Here is a 17,832-nt window from a genome sequence, read left to right as displayed (position 1 = left end):
GTTTTTAAGTCCCGCTGATGCAATATCTGAAAGTTACATCATGTATAGCAAAAAAGCTATAGTATTATTGGCAAAGACACAAAAAAGCATTGCCACAGGCAGGTTACGCTTATGAAGCATATTATGAAGAGCCTAAAACATAACGGCATATATGTCCCGCCCTATGACCTAAAGGGCTTTAACATAAAAATCACAGGTCAAAAAATCAAACTAGCCGAGAAATCCGAACCTATGGCCGTTGCCTGGAACCGCCGGGTACTCTCAACAACCATCCCCCCTCCAGACAAGGTTTTCACCCGCAACTTTATGCACGAATTTCTCGACCAGCTAAAAAAAGAAAACCCCAAAGCAACCTACCTAGAAACTTTTATTCCAAAATACCTTGACGCCATCGAAAACCCCCCCGCGGCAAAGAAAAAAGATGGCGACCAAGCCCTCGAAGTGGACTTTAGCGAAGTACAAAAATTCATCATTGAGGAAAAAACCAAAAAAGACGCCATCCCCAAAGAAGAAAAAAAACACCAAGCCGAAGAACGCAAAGTCATCCGTCAAGAATACCGCGATAAATATGGCTACGCCGAAGTTGATGGCCAACGCCTCGAAGTCGCTAACTGGACTGCTGAACCCAGCTGTCTTTTTGCCGGACGCGGCGACCACCCCCAGCGCGGTCGATGGAAAGAAGGCCCCAGCCAAGCTGATATCACCCTAAATCTCTCCCCAGATGCCCCCAAACTGGAAAACTGGAAAACCATCTGGGAACCAGACAAAATGTATGTCGCTAAGTGGATTGACAAACTCACCGGCAAAGTCAAATATGTATGGTTTAGCGACACCGCCTTTCTCAAACAAAACCGCGAAAAAGAAAAATTCCAAAAAGCCGAAACACTGGGCAAACAGATCGGCACAATAGAAAAACACATCCTCAAAAACCTCGAAGCCAAAGACCTCGAGCGCCGCAAAGTCGCCACCGTATCCTGGCTCATCTTAGTGCCCAACATGAGGGTTGGTGATGAAAAAGACCCCGACGAAGCCGACACCGTTGGCGCCATCACACTTCGAGCTGAGCACATAAAAATAGCGGGTGACACGCTTCACTTTGACTTCTTAGGCAAAGACAGCGTACGCTGGGTAAAAGAATACAAAGCACCCAAAGCCGCCATAACCAACATCCAAGAATTCATGAAAGACACAAGCAAACAATACCTCTTTGAAGGTATTGACAGCAAAAAAGTCAGCCGTTTCCTCTCTGAGAAAATGCCCAAATTAACCGCTAAGGTCTTTCGTACCTGGAGATGCACCAAAACCGTCAAAGAAGAACTAGAAAAAAGCGGCGTCACCAAAACCGATCCCGACTACAAGAAAAACTATGCCGCAAAAATGGCCAACTTTAAAGTCGCCGAGGTCGCAAACCACAAACGCAAAATCCCCCCAACCTTTGACCAACGCGTCGCAGATAAAGAAACCAACCTCAAAGACCTCCAACAACTCCTCAAAGCCAAAAAGAAAGAAGGCAAAAAAACCGAATCCCTCGAAACCCGCATCGAACGCGCCAAACTTGACTTGGAACTCACCAAACTTACCCGCGAATACAACCTGGGCACCTCACTTAAAAGCTACATCGACCCAACTGCCTATGTAAAATGGGCAAAAAAAGTAAAGTTTGACATCGAAAAATTCTACCCCAAAACCCTGCGCAGCAAATTCAGCTGGGCCCTTGAACAACGAAAAACCGAGGCACCCTGCGAATCTGAGTGCATAACACCGTGAACATAAAACAAACTGACACAGGCGTCATTCTCACAATCTTTGTCAAACCCAACAGCCCCAAATTCAAAATTGAGCGAACCAACGACTACGACATCATCGTGTATGCCACCAAAGAACCCCAAAACGGCAAAGTCAACCGAGAAATCCTCAAAGAATTCACCAAACTCTTCCACACCCAAACCGAACTCATCTCCGGACTAACCTCCAAAGAAAAAAAACTCTACCTAAAAGACATCGACAAAAACACCATCGACAAACTCTTAAAAATTGACAAAAAAGTTATACAGCAAACGTAAAGGCCGATTACTATGACAACACATACCTTTACTTAAGTAATTGATGGAGTTTTATTGGTTTAGCTTCTGTAAAATTAAAATAAACGTGTCTACACCTTACTTGAGCTATTTAAGCGTCATGCAGGAACTCCTTATGAGCGATAGTCTTGACAAAAACAGGGTCATACCCCGAACGATGTCTACTCAGCATCCAGATAACGCAAGCAATCCTGAGTGGAACAAAGAAGATGTTATACACGGCAACACAGAGGTTCTTGAGGCCTACTACGCCTACAGTACTCTTGGTTGCCAAGAAGTCATGTGGGACTCAGAGGGCAAAGACACCGACACCCGAGTCTCTCGCAAACTACTCCAAAAATACTGGGACTACTTTGCCAGCCACACCATTGGCGAGGACGTGTTTCTCACCTACCGTATTCCCAACCCAAAAATTGAAGGTGCAGAAAAAAAGATAATTGTGGAAACCCTCCAAAACATCCCCGTCGCCTCTGACGTCGCCTCGATGGTGTATAAGCGCGAAATAACCCCCATATTTGAGGTAATTCTACCCTTCACAACCGAAGCTAAAGAAATCATTATGCTCTTTAACTATTACAAAAAAGCCATAGTCGCCGCCGAAGACGCACCCCTCTACGAATCCACAACGGTCAAAGACTGGATCGGAAACGTCAAACCCAAAGCACTCAAAGTCATTCCCCTAGTTGAAGACTTTGACAGCATACTCCACGTAGACAACATTGTACTACCCTATCTAAAAGCAGTCAAACCCAAGCAGCAACGAGTTTTCATCGCACGCTCCGATCCCGCTCTAAACTATGGCTACATCTGTGCCATTTTACTCACAAAAATTGCCCTAAGCAAACTAAAAGCCCTAGAGAAGCAACACTGCGAAATCCACCCCATCTTGGGAGTAGGCTCAAAACCCTTCCGAGGCGCCCTCTCACCCGATAACATTGATAATTTCCTTGAAGAATACAAAGGCCTCTCAACAGTCACCATCCAATCCGCCTTTAGATACGACTACCCAGCCGAGCAGGTCAAAGAGGGCATTCAAACCCTAAACCAACGCCTCCCAAACAGTAACCCCGAACCCATCAGTGCTGAGGAAGAAGAAAACCTCATAGGCATACTGCACAAATGCCGACAACACTATGAACACCAAATCGAAGCCCTAGCCCCCATCATAAACAGCGTCGCAGTCTATGTGCCTCCGCGCAGAGCCCGCAAACTCCACATAGGCCTATTTGGCTACAGCAGATGCGTCGCTGGCGTATGCTTACCCCGAGCCATCTCATTTGCCGCCGCACTCTACAGCATCGGTCTCCCCCCCGAGTACATCGGCGCAAAAGTCCTAACCACCCTAACCGAAAAAGAATGGAGCACCCTAAACAAACACTACATCAAAATGAACAACGACCTAAAACAAATGGGTGAATACGTCTCACTAAGCAACATAAACATGCTACTAGAGATGAGCCACACAACCGCCAAACGCGCCGGTATGAGCGAAGAAAAACTCAAAGAAGCCCTAAACGCACTCTTAGAAGACCTAACCACCGTTGAGCAACAACTAAACTTTAAACTCGGACCCAAAGGCATAGCCCAGCGCAAACATGAAAACTTTACCAACAACTTTTTACTCTCCTATCTGCAAAAACAAGATACCGAAGCCAAAACCGCTCTGGTCGAATCAGCCAAACTCAGAAAATGCCTAGGCTGATCTCAGCCTCTTTTACCCAATAAGTTGGTTTATGCCAACTGATTTATTTTCTTTGTTTAACAATTTTTTCTACATTATTGTCTGTGCCGATGTAGGCGATGTCTGTTAAGCCCACAAAAAAGCCTGTTTCAACTACGCCGGGTATCATTTTGATTTTTACTGCAAGATCAGCAGGGGTTGCTATCTCGCCAAAGTAGCCATCAATAACTGCGTTGCCATTGTCTGTTAGGATGGGGCCCAGTTTGCCTTTTGCTTCCCGTACAACCGGTTTAGCTCCCAGCTCAATGAGTTTGTACTTGACTGGGGTGAGTGCAAACGGAATGACCTCAATGGGCACAAACTGATTATTTGCACCTAGATGGGTTGCTTTTTTGTTTTGGTCGGCTATGATGATATTTTGTTTGGAGGCGGCGGCAACAATTTTCTCACGCGCCAAAGCGGCTCCTCCGCCTTTGATTAAGCAAAGCTCTGCGGTGAGTTGATCCGCGCCATCTATGGTTACATCGATTTGAGGGTGTTCCTCAAGGGTGGTGATGGGAATGCCGCAATCAACCGCAAGCTGAAACGCCTGATAACTGCTAGGTATCCCTTTGATATTGCAGAGCGCTTGGGTCTTTATTTGCTCCCCCAGTGCTTCTATGGCTAAAGCTGCAGTGCTTCCACTACCCAATCCCACAATAAAATGGTCTTTGACATGTTTCACCGCTTCTAGGGCGGCCTTTTGCTTTTGTTCAGTAATAGCGTCCATTAACCTTCAATCTCCATCTGACCTAATCGATCGAGCACTTTTTCTACATCACTACGAATCGTCTCAATACGGCGCTCCGCCTCAGTTTTAGCAGTGGGTTTCTCCTCCGGCGGCTTACGCTTCTTTATCACAGGTTTGCGCTCACTGGATTTAGCCACCAAAACCGTCTCCTCCGACTCTTCCTCCTCTTCTTCGGCTTCTTCTTCTTCATCTTCGACATCATGCATCTGGATGGCTCTTGTTGGAATTGTTCGGATGGGGATTTCTCGGATAGGTTTAACATCAATGCGGGTGCGGAGTTCTTCAACTTTACTTGTTAATTCACCAAAGCGCTCACTGAAGAGTTTCATAAGATCTTCCTGCATACCCTCCAATTCATGGAGTGCAATGATAGACTCATCTTTAGCGATGGAGTCTTTGATGATATTCATGCGTTGCTTGTAGCTACCGGCGAGTTTTTCTCTCTCTGATTCAGTAATTTTGCCTTCTGCTTGGGCTTCATAGAGTCGTCGAATTGCATCACCTAAAATTTCCCGCTCTAAATCAAGCATGCGCAACTCATCTTTAGCGCTAGATGCCATTGTCCCTTGTACACTCTTAGAGAGCCTAAAGGGCATTGGCGTAGACAAACTGGTATATTGTAAATCAATTGCTGAGGGCTGAGGTTGTGCTTGAGGTTGCACTTGAGCTTGAGCCTGTGGCTGAGTTTGCGGCTGAGGTTCTATTTTAGCTACAGGGGATTTTTTGTTACGGTTTTGGTACATGGCATAAATAACTGTGCCGCAGATGATGATCATCACTACTGAAAGTGTCACCACGATTATAGGATCATCAAACCAAGCCAAACCTGCCATCCTCGGTATCTGATATAGCGCCATGCGTATATTAGTCATATCCTAAATTCTACTTCTTTTAAGCCTCAATTACACTTTGGGCGATGAGTTGATTATTAAGTTAACTGTGGATTAGAACATGTCTCTTCTGGTGGGTTTGTTGATGTATTGTTTTGTCTGTTTGTCTTTTGGATATTGTGCTCATGTAGCTGTTGCAAAAATTTAGGGTGAGTTACATGGTCAAAACATCGCCACAAAATACTCTCTACCTTCCATGCTCCAAATACGGTTGATCTGCTTCCAATCATTTTTCTGTAATAACTGCATGTTAATCTCCTCATGCGCCTTATGTTGCTCTAAATTGGCGTTTCAACATTCAAATCTGATAATCCCAAACTCTTGTCATGTGATTCCAGTTTTCCTATTTTTAAATAGTGGGTTGTTTTTGTGCGGGTGGGTTTGGTGTTGTTTTGTTTTTGTTTTATACTGCTATATGGTTAGTAACAAGCAAGTCTCCAGCCAACTACTATGTAAAATGAGTGAAAAGGAGTTTCAGCGGGGGTAGTGAAAGAACTCCGGGGTTAGATTTTTTTGGTTTGGGTTGCTGTTTTTAGGGCTTCTACACCTGGGAGTTTTTTACCCATTAAGAACTCGGTTACGGCACCGCCTGCGGTGCTTATGTAGCTGAATTTTTTGGTTAAACCATATTCTTCGATAACTGCGATGGTGTTTCCGCCGCCTGCTAGGCTAAAGGCATTGCTGTTGGCAATAGCAGTTAGAACGCCTTTGGTGCCTGAGTTAAATTGTGGGTTTTCATAGACCCCCATGGGTCCACTGACAACAATAGATTTGGCGTTTGCGATTAGCTGAGCATATTCTGCTACTGTTTTGTTGCCTATATCCCAAATGAGGCACTCTGTGGGTAACTCTGCAAGGGTAATTTCGCATCGGTCGCCATAGATGTTGACGGCTACATCGCTTGGCATCTCTATGTTTTTGGGATACTGTTCAATTAGTGCTTTGATGCCGGGGAGGTATTGGATTAGTTCTTTTTGAGCTAGATAATTCATTGTAGTTTTGCCTAAATTGATGTTTTTTGCTGCTAAGAACAGTTGGGCTGTCACTCCGCCTACCAATACATAGTCGGCGATTTGGTTGCTTAACACATAACGACTAATTTCAAGGCTGTCCTCCGCTTTAGACCCGCCCATAATATAGATACAGGGATGTTCGGGTTTTTCTAGGGCTTTGCTTAGTGATTTGAGTTCATGTTCCATGATACGTCCAGCGGCTGAGGGCAGAACAGCAGTGAATCCAACCATGGAAACATGGCTTCGATGGGCTGTTGAGAATGCATCACTAACAAACAGATCCGCCAGAGGCGCTAAGTTCTGTACTAGAGGCGTTTTGGCTTGTTGTTCGGGGGTGCCGTTTTTGGTTTCTCCGTCCCAGCTGCGAACGTTTTCCAAAACTAGAATCTCTCCAGGTTGGAGTTTTTTAATTGCACTTTGGGCTTTCTCGCCAAACACATCTTCAATGTATTTTATGGGGCATTGGAGGATATTTTGAAGTATCTCGGTGTGGGTTTTGAGTGTGGTGTAATCGTCATCGCCTTTGCGTCCTTGATGGGTTATAACTACGACTTTGGCACCTTTTTGGGTAAGTTCTTTTAGGGTGGTTTCTGCATATGCTCTTATACGTACGTCGCTGGTTACTTTTTTGGTTTGAGGGTCAATTTCTGAGTTAAAGTCTACCCGTACAAGTACTGTTTTGTTTTTTACCTCGAAATCATCTAGTGTGTGGTAATTTGCCATAGTGCTCCACATAGCCTTGTAGTTTTGACTAAAAGCAAAAAGGGATATTAAGATTATTACTTGCAGTACTAAAATTAGAGGTTGGCTTTTTTGCCAATTAACTCGATAAAGTCTACCATGCGGTTGCTAAAGCCCCATTCGTTATCGTACCATGCGAAGATTTTTACAAAGTTGCTTTTTTCTCCCAGAACCATGGTTAGGCCTGCGTCAAAGACGCTGCTGTAGGTGTTGTGCAAAACATCGCTTGAGACGATGGGGTCTTCGGTGTATTGGAGGATGTTTTTGAGTTGGTTTTCTGCGGCGGTTTTCATGGCGGTGTTGATGTCTTGTTTGGTGACTTCTTTGCCTAAAACACAGGTTAGATCCACGATGGATACATCAGGGGTTGGTACTCGTAGGGAGTATCCGTTCATTTTGCCTGCGCATATGGGGAGGACTTCTCCTATGGCTTTGGCAGCGCCGGTGCTTGTGGGGATGATGTTTATGGCTGCGGCGCGGGCGCGTCTTAGGTCTTTGTGGACGAGGTCTTGGACTTTTTGGTCGTTTGTGTAGCTGTGGCAGGTGGTCATTAATGCTTTTTCTATCCCAAAGTTTTCTGCTAAAACTTTGCTTATTGGGGCTAGGGCGTTTGTGGTGCAGCTGGCGTTGCTTAATATGTTGTCGGTTTGGGGGTTGTAGGTGTCTTCGTTGACTCCTAGAACGATGGTTCGATCTGGTTTTTCTGCGGGTGCACTGATGAGGACTTTTTTAGCGCCCGCTGTTAAATGCTTAGTTGCTCCCTCGTGGTTAGTGAATAATCCTGTGCTCTCAACGGCTAAATAGACTCCCATTTGGTTCCACGGCAGATTTGCTGGGTCTCGTTCTTGGATACATTTGAGCACTTTACCGTTAACGACTAGATCATTACCCTCTACTGTAACGGTGCCTGGAAAGCATCCGTGCACGGAGTCATATTTTAAGAGATGCGCATTGGTTTGTGCATCCGCAAGATCGTTAACTGCTACAAAATCAATATTTGCTTTTTTTTCAATGGCGGCTCGATAGAGAAGCCTGCCAATTCTGCCAAAACCATTAATTCCAACTTTGATAGCCACTAGCATCATCACCATTCTAACATAAATCTAATTAAGACTCTGAGATTCTAAGTTTATTAGTTTTTCGAAGACCAAACAGTGCAATGTGTAAACCTGACTGAATTACCGCGGCCAATAAATTTGGGGTAAGGCGATGGTTAGCTCTTGTTGATGGTTGTTGTGTGTTGTTTGTTGTCTATTCTGCAGATGGAGTAATCAAATTTGGGTTGGATTGTTGGTGATGTTGCTTGTTTTATTATAGTGTAATATCTGAGATTTATTTCAATGGTGTGCGCAGTTTTGTGTTTGATGCTGTGCTGTACTATGGGTATTTGGGCTAAATGCGAAAATAGTGTTATATATAAGTAAGCCCTTTCCAGTTTTTCTAAAACGGGGTTTGGCATGTTCCATTTTAGTAAAAAGGGGTGCCTATACGGACTAGTTTTCGGTTTGACATTTACAATTTTAGTTTTTATGTATTTACGCAGATTTACAATGTTTGAGTGGCAATGGATCTATTTGGTATTTCTTATCTATGGCGCAATCGCTCTGGGGGTTCCACTTTTCCACCTAACCGGAGCTTATCTATACAAACCCGTACCCGATCAAGGCTACCGCCCAACAGTAAGCGTCATCATCCCGGTGTATAACGAAGAAGATAACATATCCAACACCATTGACTCTATTATTGCCTCAGAGTACCCCAAAGATAAACTCGAACTATTGGTTATTGATGACAAAAGCAAAGACCAAACTCTAAATGTGATTAACAAAAAAAGGACTCAGCACAATTTCAAATTAATTACTCATGAACAAAACCTAGGCAAACGCCATGCCTTGGCCTCGGGCATTAAACAAAGCACAGGCGAAATAGTCGTCTGCATAGACAGCGACACCATCGTCAAACCCGACACCATAAAAATGATGGTCCAACCCTTCATCGATAAAAAAGTCTACAGCGTATGCGGCAACACCATTGTTGGCAATGAATCCCACCCCCATGTCGACACCATAATGAGTCGATTCCAAAAAGTCTGGTACGCCGGAGCTTTTAGACTACGCAAAGGCGCAGAGAGCCTCTTTAGCATGGTCCTCTGTTGCTCAGGCGTCCTATCTGCATATCGAAGAGAAAAACTTGAAAAAGTTGTCGATGAACTGCTAAATGAAAAATTCTTCGGACGCAAAGTCAAATCCGGCGACGACCGACGCCTAACCAACTTAATGCTACGCATGGGCGGCAAATCAGTCTTCCAATCCACCGCCATGGCCTACACCATCGCACCCCACACCCTCAAAAACTTTGTCAAACAACAACTCCGCTGGGGCCGAAACTCAGTTCGAGGCATGATCTTTGCCTCCAAATTCTTCCACAAACGAGATCTCACCCAAAAAATCGTCTTTTACATAACAACCTTTGTAACAATTACCGCCCCCTTCACATTTATCGCAAGCATAGTCGGCCTAGTACTCTCAGGTAGCATCGAATGGGCAGTTGTCTACGTATTAGGCCTCATGCTAACCTCAACCCTATTTGCCCTAACCGACAAACTCTTAGTGGACTACTTTACATTCAAAGACATCGCCTACCGCGTATTCTTCTTCACCATCATGTTCATCGTCACCTTTGTCTACCTATACGCCTACATCACACCCTGGGAAGGAACAAGCTGGGGCACACGCTAAAACAAAAACCCACCAACCGAATAAATAAGCCGACCCAACTCCAAATCCCCAACCAGTCTGATACAAACTTCAAAAGTATCCTATTCTACAGTAACTAAGAGAAACGGAGAAAGCTTTAAGCCTCCAAACCATACCCTACCTGTGAATGCTTTGCCCCGCGAATTTATCCTCTTCTCACGCATGGGAAAAACCGACCCAAACTTTACCAGCCTCCACGACGCAGGCCGCCTTGACATAGTGCATGAATGCATCATAAGTAGCCTCTTTCTCTCCCACGGCCTACGCCGAGACATCACCTTCCATGCAATTCTAAACGGCGCCCCAAACCCACCCCAACACATCCAAATAAACGGCGAAACCCTCTATGATGTCCGCACCAACATAGAAACCTGGCAACAAATCCTCAAAAAAACCCTCGCCGGCAAACCCCACCCCGGCATCACCAAAGACAAAACCGCCTTTGAAACCCTGCTAAAAAACAAAGCCCAAACCCACCAAATATATGTCCTAGAAGAAGACGGCCAAAACATAACCGACCTCAAATTCCCTCCTAATAGCCTCTTTATCTTAGGCGACCATGTCGGTTTGCCCAAAAAAGCCGAAGACTTCGCCCTGCGCTTTGGCGAAAAAATAAGCCTCGGAAAAACACCCTATCTGGCCGCATCATGCATAACCATCATCAACTACACCCTAGATCACCAAATAAATCAAGCCTGTCTCTTAAAATGCTCCCAACCCCGCGCCACAACCGGCACTTCTTTTCCATCCAAATCAAGCCTGACCTGTTGAGTGCTGGTTGCTTTACCTATGGGGATCAAACAACCCCCAACAGCTTGAACTCGCGCCTGCGCCTCAACCCACCTAGATGGCGTAACAGTTAAAACTAATTCATACTCCTCCCCTCCATAGAGCACTAACTCTGCCGGATCTAACCCATTCTGAATCGCAAATTCCTCTGCTTCAACTGCAACCGGCAAGCGGTCAAGCAAAAAACCAACTCCACTCTGTTGCGATAGTTCATGTATGCTCCAAGCTAATCCGTCGCTGGAATCAATCGAAGCCGAAACATAACCTCCACACAACGCCAACCCCTCACACAACCGTGCCTTAGGATTATAAACTGCATCAACCAACTTCTTACGCATCTCCTCTGGAGCTTGGCAGTCCCTCAGAAGCAAACGCAGACCCGCAGCAGATTTTCCAAACAACCCCGTCACCGCTAAAATATCTCCTACTTTAGCTCCACTGCGCAACGTTGGATTATTGAGGGTTGTACCAAAAACTGATATGCTGATGATTAAATCCGAAGTTTCATTAGTGTCACCCCCAATCACATATGCACCATATTCCCGTGCCCCAGCGTTTAGGCCCTCCGCAATTTCTGTCACCGCCTCCTTTGTTGCCAATGCTTTAGGTAAACCAATTGCCGCTAAAACTGCTGTGGGAACAACACCCTTGGACGCTAAGTCACTAACATTCATAACAATAGCTTTACGAGCAACAGCAAACAAACTCATACCCATAGGAACATCTGTTTTTCCCACAAGCATATCAGTTTTGAGAACAGCAGTTTGTGTACCTAGACTTATTGCGGAAACATCGTCGCCAAAAGGTACCGGCATATCTGGCATAGGCGTTAAGCGCGATTGAATTATCCGGATTATTTCATGTTCACCAAGAGGATTGCTAGACATGCTCTCGCCATGGCTATGTGACGGCTGGAGAGATTTAAGAATTCGCTACTTCCATAGCAAGTCTCTTTTATACTGTTCCTCTGGTCAGACTGTATATCCGTTTTATTTGGTAGACTGCTAATTTAGCGCTATCAGTTATTTGGCTGGGTCTGCAAATTATTTTTCTAACTGTCTACTGGAAAATGCGCCAAAAAAAGAAGAAGGGGTTGTTTGTGCTGTTTTATGGTCTTTTTTTGATTGCCATTAGAAGAATTGCGGCTATAATTATTATAGTGACAATGATTGCGGCTACGCCTGATAGGATGTAGGTTTCGATGGGTGGGAGTGTGATTTGTTCTTGGGGTTCGGGTGTTGGGGCTGCGGGGTCAACGGCAAATGAAGAGACTGCACGTGAGGGCCAGTAGGATTCGCTGCCTGCAAATGAGGCGTAGACTGTGTATGCTCCTTCGATGTCTGGTTTCCAGTTAAGACTAAAGAATCCATCCGTGGTTGTTGTCTTGCCGATTTCTCGATAGTTGCCATTTGCATCAACGACGCTTAGGGTGACTGGTACACCAACGGTGTTGGTTGGGCGGGGTTTTTGCATATAGACGTATTGCATCCATTCGCCTTGGCTCTCATCAGAGACTGCGGGGACGCCTGAGGGGAATTTTGCTGCTTGCTCTGCTTGTTGGGTTCCTGCCGAAATGTCCATGACGGTTCCTCTGATTACTACCGAGTTGCCTATGGTGGTTGAGGTCATGGGGGCTTCGACTGTTGTTGTGCTTGGGCCTTTGCCGATTGCGGTGAGTTGGTGGTTGTAGCAGTTATTAGATACATAGGTCCCGTCTGCGACTGCGGCGAAGGTGCGTCCTGGGAAGCCTCCGTAGCTCATTATGTTCCAGATTTCTTCGCCGGTGGTTGCGTTTAGTGCCCGTAGTTTTGCGTCTTTCCAGAGTGGTGAGTCCGGTGAGTGGTCGCCTGTTTCAACATATACTTTGCCATCTGCGATTAGGGTGATGAATTGGGGGTAGTGTCCATAGGCTGTTTGGAAGCCTGAGTATGTGCTGTTTTTGGGGTTGGATGGGTCGTTGCCATTTGTCCACAAAAGCGAGCCGTCTTTGGTATCATAGCTATAGACTGTTCCACCCATACCTGAGTGGTAGAGCCGCCCATCAGCAATCATGAATAGTTGCGCAGCAAAGGTTGTGTCAAAGTATTCATAGTCTGAGACATTTGCGACGGGTTTGGTTGTCCAGAGATATTTACCGGTATCTAGACTGTAGCCTTGGAAAACCATCGTTTCTTTGTCCCGTAGAACAAAAACACGATTTATGGGATCCACCGTTGGTTGTCTTCGAGTAACACCCTCCGGCGCTGAGTAGTTTTGCATCCAAAGCAGGGTTCCGAGTCTATCTGGGTTTAGACTGATTGCCCACATGGTATAGGGGTTTGGCGTTTGGAAATCAGCAAATGAGGGGAAGCTGGTACTGCCCACAAGTACGTCCTCATATAGTGCAAATTGTGTTGAAGTGCCGGTGGGTATTGATGCGGGTATGGTGATGTTCCAATCATAGCAGGAAGCTAACCCTGCGTTTGCTGTTGCGGGTTGACCGACGGCAGTGCCTGAAACTGGCCAGATGACCTTTGAGGAGTTCCACTGAGCTAACCATCGGTTTGCAATGTTTAGTTGGTAACGTAAGATTTCTCCGTGGGGTCCTGTAATTGCTGTGCCTGAGGGAACGCCTGTGATGTTGATTCTGAGTTGTCCTGTAACGGGGTCGTATCCATATCCAAAGTTGTTTGTAAATAACATGCCTGGGGGAATGACGCCATGTTGGTTTTCACTGTTAAAGTCATAGATGTAGCCAAAGGTTGGTGCAGAGTTGCCGCTCACACCCATTTTGTCACTGTACCATAATTCTTCGCCTGTTTGCAAGTCCACAGCCATGTAGCCTCCGCCTGAGGGTGTGTTCTGTAGGGGTAAACTGTAGAAGAGTCTGCCGTTCATGATAATGGGATTAGCAAATCTTGCTTGGTATGCCATGCCTGAGAAGAACATGTTGCCCTCAAGGCCAAGGTTGCTTCCGCCTACAACTCCGCCTTCGTCAATCGATTTTGTCCAGAGAATATGTGCACTGTTAGGCGCGATGCCGTCAGGTTGGACTCTGATGCCGTTTGCGATTTTTGGATGGGCCTCACCTAGCCAATTAGATGCAATTGTCCACCAGTCAATGTTTTGCCCTTCAATGGGGCGTGACCAGTATTCAGTTGGAAGCGGGTAGCTAGTTCTTGCCTCTGGCACGGGCTCTTCTTGTACAGTCAATGTTATGCTTTTGCTTGTGGACCCTAAGAAAACATCATCTTTGTAGGTTGCTGAATTACTCCAAGTGTAGGTTAGATCTGGATAGCTAAAAACAAAGGAATATGTGCCGATTTCTTTGGGTGTGAATTGAACGGACTGTGTTGAGGTGGTGTCAGTAACAATAGGCCACGTCATGGTTTCGTTGTGCCCATCAGGATGGGTTATTATCAGCTTGTAATCTTTGAATCTGACTTCGTTTCCAACAGTAGCACCCGGTAAAACAAGACCTGCCCACATTACAACATTAACAGATTGTTCAACACCCACAGGATTGGGTGTGACAGATAGAAAAGCATAGGTGGGGATATTTACTGGCGGTGAGTGTGCAGTTGTGATAGGTAACAGTACTATTGATGTTCCAATGGTTATAATTAGAGATATTGCAATCAAAGTGGTCAATATTTTATTTTTTGATATCTGCAATTTTTTTTCTCTCCGATTTTTATTGAACTATTGAAGCGCTTGCTTCCATTATTCAATAGCTTAGATTTGCATCAAGCTGACATTTAACTTTTTGCAAGAGGATTCGGGCATGGTTTGCGCTAAAAATATTGTACCTATGTTGCATTTTACCTATAAACTCCCTAAAGGTTTCCTTTACTATGGTTCTGCTCAGCTGAGTGCTGTCTTTTTTGTCCAATCTCACAACTGTTGCGTTTTAACAGTAACTTTTATTTCATAGTTGCTGCGAATTTAGCCTTGAAACAGTGTGATGCCCCGATGGCTCAGCCTGGTAGAGCGGCTGCCTCGTAAGCAGCAGGCCGCGGGATCAAAGCCCGCTCGAGGCTCTTACTCTTTGAGTGCAAAGCCCTTCCCCATTTTAAGCATCCAAAAACCCAAAAACAACATAACAGTAACAGATGAACCCATCCACGACTACGAACAAAGACTCACAAGACACAAACGCAACATAAAACAACTACCAAACGGAGAAACCTCCCTACAATTTCTAAACCACCTAAACGCCCTAGGCCTCTCAACCGCCCGAGTAACCAAATACGCCACCCACCTACCCCCACTCCTACGCATAATAAACGCTGATCTAAAAACAATAACCAAACAAGACATCGAATGCGTAGTATCCACCCTAAATAACAGCCGCCAAAAAGAGTGGACAAAACACGACAAAAAACTAACCCTACGCAAACTAGTTCAATACGCCAAAAACGGTAGCTGCACCAAAGACACCCCCATACCACCCGAAGTAAACTGGATAAGTTTAACCGTAAAAGAAAAAGACTCCCGCGTAACCCCTGAGAACCTTCTAACACCCGAAGACTTTACTAGTATCATAAAAGCCACTACCAACAAACGTGACAAAGCAATGATCTACGTACTCTTTGAAGCCGCCCTAAGACCAGGCGAACTCTTAACAATGCAACTCAGTAGCATAACCTTCAAAGAAGAATACTGCCTAATCGCCGCAAACGGTAAAACAGGCATAAAACGAATACCCCTAGTCACCTCAAGCAAACCCCTAATAGACTGGTTAGAAGACCATCCAAACAGAAGCATTCCCGATGCACCATTATGGTGTTCTTTAGACCACAAACGTCAAGGTAAACGGTTAAGCTACAAACATTTCCGAGAAATAATAAAACGCTTAGCCAAAAATGCGGGCATAACAAAAAACATTTGGCCCTACCTATACCGCCACAGCTCCCTAACGTCTATGGCAAAAGTTTTCACTGAGTCACGTTTAGAACAGTTTGCAGGCTGGACATACGGAAGCAAAATGACACGCCGATACGTACACTTCTCCGCACGAGACCTAGAAGATGCCATACTAGAACTTCACGGACTAAAAACAACAACAAACAACACCAATTTAGCAAAACTACTGCCGTGCCCCCGATGTAGTGCCCAAAATCCCTTGGGAACCGTAAGATGTACAACATGCGGCATAATATTAGACAAAGAAACAGCCCTAAAATTTGAAGAAACACAAACACAAAAAGAAACAAACCTACAAGAAAAAAATTTGGAGCTACAAAAACGCCTAGAAAAACTAGAAGGAACTATCTCCGCTCTACTAAACACCACATCTAACAAGTTTTAATCCACCTCAGACTTCTTTAGCCTCATTTTTCCCTCTATTTTCTAGTAATAATGTTGATTTTTACTTGCCCAGTCAATCGTTTCACCATTTACAGGCCGATTTTTTAAACTGCAACCTGATCAGACTAACTAAGATAATTACGCTTTAGCAACTCATAGTTCAACTATCTATATGCGGCTTTTTTGGGTAATTGCCTTTTTTAAGTGATACTGATTAAGAAGAAGGAATTTTTTCGATGACTTTTTTAAGAAACCCCTGAAAGTCATCTAAGAATTCTCTGAAGGGTTCTTGTTCAACTTTCTGAAGCAAAAGCTTCTCCTCCTTACCCCACGTAAAAGACTCTAAACCTACAACAATTTTCTTTGTCTCAAAATGTTCCCTATACTTTTGATAGATATCCAAAGTGAAGCAAATCTTGTCCACAATTAACTCAAGCAAGTCCTCTAACTTTAGATTGTATTTTTTGCAGAGTAGATAGATGTCTAAAAAGTCACGTGCTTTAACGCCTTTGCGTGTAAGAACAGAACGCACTTTCTCACAAAGTATCTCACGAGTGTCATATACATACATGTTAATGGTTTGGAAATATTCAGTATAGTCTGAGAACAGAAAAGATAGCTCTTCACTCTTTTTGCAAGGTAATGCGTTAAGGGTGCCTATTTGGGGTGTAAAGTGTATTTTTTCTACAAAATTCATTTGAACCTTCACAAAACTCTCCACATTAAAATTACATGGAGTGTACCATAGCTTGAAAGTACATATTTTGTTGCTTCCCCCAAGTTCTACATACCGCCTGTTTTGCTTATCATGTTTGAAATCTAAACCTCGTTTATCTGCTATAGCCTCAAATATGGAACCTGTTGTATTAATTATGTTTGAGAGGTTTTTGCGGATTTGTTTTTGTGATATATTTTCAAAAATTTCTTGGTTTTTCCAAGTAAAATCTATGTCTTCGGAGAATCGGTAATAGCCCAGATGACATTTAGTTAGGCAGGTGCCTCCTTTGAAGACAAAATTGTCAAAAAAGCTCTCGTTTTTTGAGAGGTCAGTTAGTATTTGATGGAGAATCACATCCTTCTCTATCAGCTCTGTTTGCTCAATACCGTTCTGCTCTGCGATCGTCACAACAAATTCTTTTCTCATCCAATCACCATGGTATGATTATTATTTGCTATTTCGTGTGCAATTTTTTGGACTGATTTAGGATAATTTTCGGCATACTGCATTAATTTGTCTGTAGATAGGTTGGTTGCCCAGTCATCTACATCAGCAACGATTTGGTCTTTTTGGATACCGTTATAGCACCACATATAGATGAAGTCTAAAATGGTTTTTTCAGGGTCAGAATAGGTTATAGAGTCTTTGTGTATTAGTCCAAAGCTGAAAAGCGATGGTTTTAGTTTTAAGAATCTAACTTTGTGGCCAGCTATCTTTATGGGGTTTGTGCGCAGTATTTTGTCGTTAGTTACATAGTCTGTGGTGAAGTATTCGTGTGTTTGGTTGTTTAGTTTTAGTGCTGTGTAGAGGCTAAAGTACCAGTTTTTAACGTTTTTTATTTCTAGGCCTTTGGCTACTAGGTCTAGGTGGGTGTATTTTGTTTTTCCTAGTTTTTTCTCGTTTAGGGTTTTTATGTAAAATATTCCGCGGAAGATGCGTGTTAGGTGTTTACATGTTAGGAAGTGGTCAATTGTTGCTGTGTAGTCTATGTTTAGTTGGTTGCAGTAGTTTTTGAGTTCTTGGGCGGTTATGGTTTCTTTGTTTTCTATTTGTAGTTTTTTGAGTAACAGACCTGTTTTTATTT

General features: G+C 44.2%; 14 protein-coding genes and 1 tRNA gene. 7 read left to right on the top strand and 8 right to left on the bottom strand.

Annotation, left to right across the window (positions count from 1 at the left end; genetic code table 11):
* Positions 1 to 123 precede the first annotated feature (123 nt).
* From FWF39_RS04715 to ppcA, 3 genes are all read left to right on the top strand, one after another.
* Entirely contained in the window at positions 124 to 1,767 is a 1,644-nt protein-coding gene (locus FWF39_RS04715; RefSeq protein ID WP_343382289.1) for a DNA topoisomerase I, read from the top strand.
* Complete coding sequence (locus FWF39_RS04710; RefSeq protein WP_343382288.1) at positions 1,764 to 2,063, top strand: DUF167 family protein; 300 nt, start codon at positions 1,764 to 1,766, stop codon at positions 2,061 to 2,063. The genes FWF39_RS04715 and FWF39_RS04710 overlap by 4 nt, the downstream gene beginning before the upstream one ends.
* A gap of 133 nt (positions 2,064 to 2,196) precedes the next feature.
* Complete coding sequence (gene ppcA, locus FWF39_RS04705) at positions 2,197 to 3,783, top strand: phosphoenolpyruvate carboxylase (RefSeq protein ID WP_343382287.1); 1,587 nt, start codon at positions 2,197 to 2,199, stop codon at positions 3,781 to 3,783.
* 43 nt (positions 3,784 to 3,826) lie between these two features.
* On the opposite strand, the gene rpiA is transcribed toward ppcA, so the two are convergent.
* The 4 genes from rpiA to gap form a co-directional block, all read right to left on the bottom strand.
* Positions 3,827 to 4,531, bottom strand: a complete 705-nt coding sequence (gene rpiA, locus FWF39_RS04700; RefSeq protein ID WP_343382286.1) for a ribose-5-phosphate isomerase RpiA — start codon at positions 4,529 to 4,531, stop codon at positions 3,827 to 3,829.
* On the bottom strand, positions 4,531 to 5,424 hold the full coding sequence (locus FWF39_RS04695) for a hypothetical protein (RefSeq protein ID WP_343382285.1): 894 nt from the start codon (positions 5,422 to 5,424) through the stop codon (positions 4,531 to 4,533). Before FWF39_RS04695 ends, rpiA begins: the two co-directional genes overlap by 1 nt.
* 521 nt (positions 5,425 to 5,945) lie before the next feature.
* Positions 5,946 to 7,178 carry a phosphoglycerate kinase gene (locus FWF39_RS04690; RefSeq protein WP_343382284.1) on the bottom strand — a complete coding sequence of 411 codons (1,233 nt, stop codon included), beginning with the start codon at positions 7,176 to 7,178 and terminating at the stop codon, positions 5,946 to 5,948.
* A gap of 74 nt (positions 7,179 to 7,252) precedes the next feature.
* On the bottom strand, positions 7,253 to 8,272 hold the full coding sequence (gene gap / locus FWF39_RS04685; protein ID WP_343382283.1) for a type I glyceraldehyde-3-phosphate dehydrogenase: 1,020 nt from the start codon (positions 8,270 to 8,272) through the stop codon (positions 7,253 to 7,255).
* A gap of 474 nt (positions 8,273 to 8,746) precedes the next feature.
* Here gap and FWF39_RS04680 point away from each other — a divergent pair, with 474 nt between their 5' ends.
* Entirely contained in the window at positions 8,747 to 9,934 is a 1,188-nt protein-coding gene (locus FWF39_RS04680) for a glycosyltransferase family 2 protein (protein ID WP_343382282.1), read from the top strand.
* A 150-nt stretch (positions 9,935 to 10,084) separates the two neighbouring features.
* The gene (gene trmY / locus FWF39_RS04675) at positions 10,085 to 10,723 is read left to right on the top strand and encodes a tRNA (pseudouridine(54)-N(1))-methyltransferase TrmY (RefSeq protein WP_343382281.1); all 639 of its coding nucleotides are present in this window, start codon (positions 10,085 to 10,087) and stop codon (positions 10,721 to 10,723) included.
* Here the strand turns inward: trmY and thiL are convergent.
* Entirely contained in the window at positions 10,642 to 11,628 is a 987-nt protein-coding gene (gene thiL / locus FWF39_RS04670; protein WP_343382280.1) for a thiamine-phosphate kinase, read from the bottom strand. The two genes, trmY and thiL, sit on opposite strands and share 82 nt — an antisense overlap.
* A 220-nt stretch (positions 11,629 to 11,848) precedes the next feature.
* The gene (locus tag FWF39_RS04665) at positions 11,849 to 14,362 is read right to left on the bottom strand and encodes a PQQ-binding-like beta-propeller repeat protein (protein ID WP_343382279.1); all 2,514 of its coding nucleotides are present in this window, start codon (positions 14,360 to 14,362) and stop codon (positions 11,849 to 11,851) included.
* 324 nt (positions 14,363 to 14,686) lie between these two features.
* On the opposite strand from FWF39_RS04665, the gene FWF39_RS04660 reads away from it, so the two are divergent.
* Positions 14,687 to 14,760 (top strand) — tRNA-Thr (locus FWF39_RS04660).
* 8 nt (positions 14,761 to 14,768) lie between these two features.
* Positions 14,769 to 16,031: a tyrosine-type recombinase/integrase gene (locus FWF39_RS04655; protein WP_343382278.1), complete on the top strand. Its 1,263-nt coding sequence runs from the start codon at positions 14,769 to 14,771 to the stop codon at positions 16,029 to 16,031.
* A 213-nt stretch (positions 16,032 to 16,244) separates the two neighbouring features.
* Here the strand turns inward: FWF39_RS04655 and FWF39_RS04650 are convergent, their stop codons facing one another.
* Both FWF39_RS04650 and FWF39_RS04645 read right to left on the bottom strand, forming a co-directional pair.
* Positions 16,245 to 17,174 (bottom strand): nucleotidyl transferase AbiEii/AbiGii toxin family protein, encoded by a 930-nt coding sequence (locus FWF39_RS04650; protein ID WP_343382277.1) that lies wholly within the window; start codon positions 17,172 to 17,174, stop codon positions 16,245 to 16,247.
* Positions 17,171 to 17,832: hypothetical protein (locus FWF39_RS04645; protein WP_343382276.1), on the bottom strand; the 662-nt coding region annotated here is incomplete at its 5' end. The genes FWF39_RS04650 and FWF39_RS04645, both read right to left, overlap by 4 nt.

The organism is Candidatus Bathycorpusculum sp. (assembly GCF_009778815.1).
Classification (GTDB): Archaea; Thermoproteota; Bathyarchaeia; order Bathyarchaeales; family Bathycorpusculaceae; genus Bathycorpusculum; species Bathycorpusculum hydrogenotrophicum.
The sequence above is the reverse complement of the archived record's forward strand: the minus strand, read 5'-3'. Positions and strand labels throughout refer to the sequence as shown.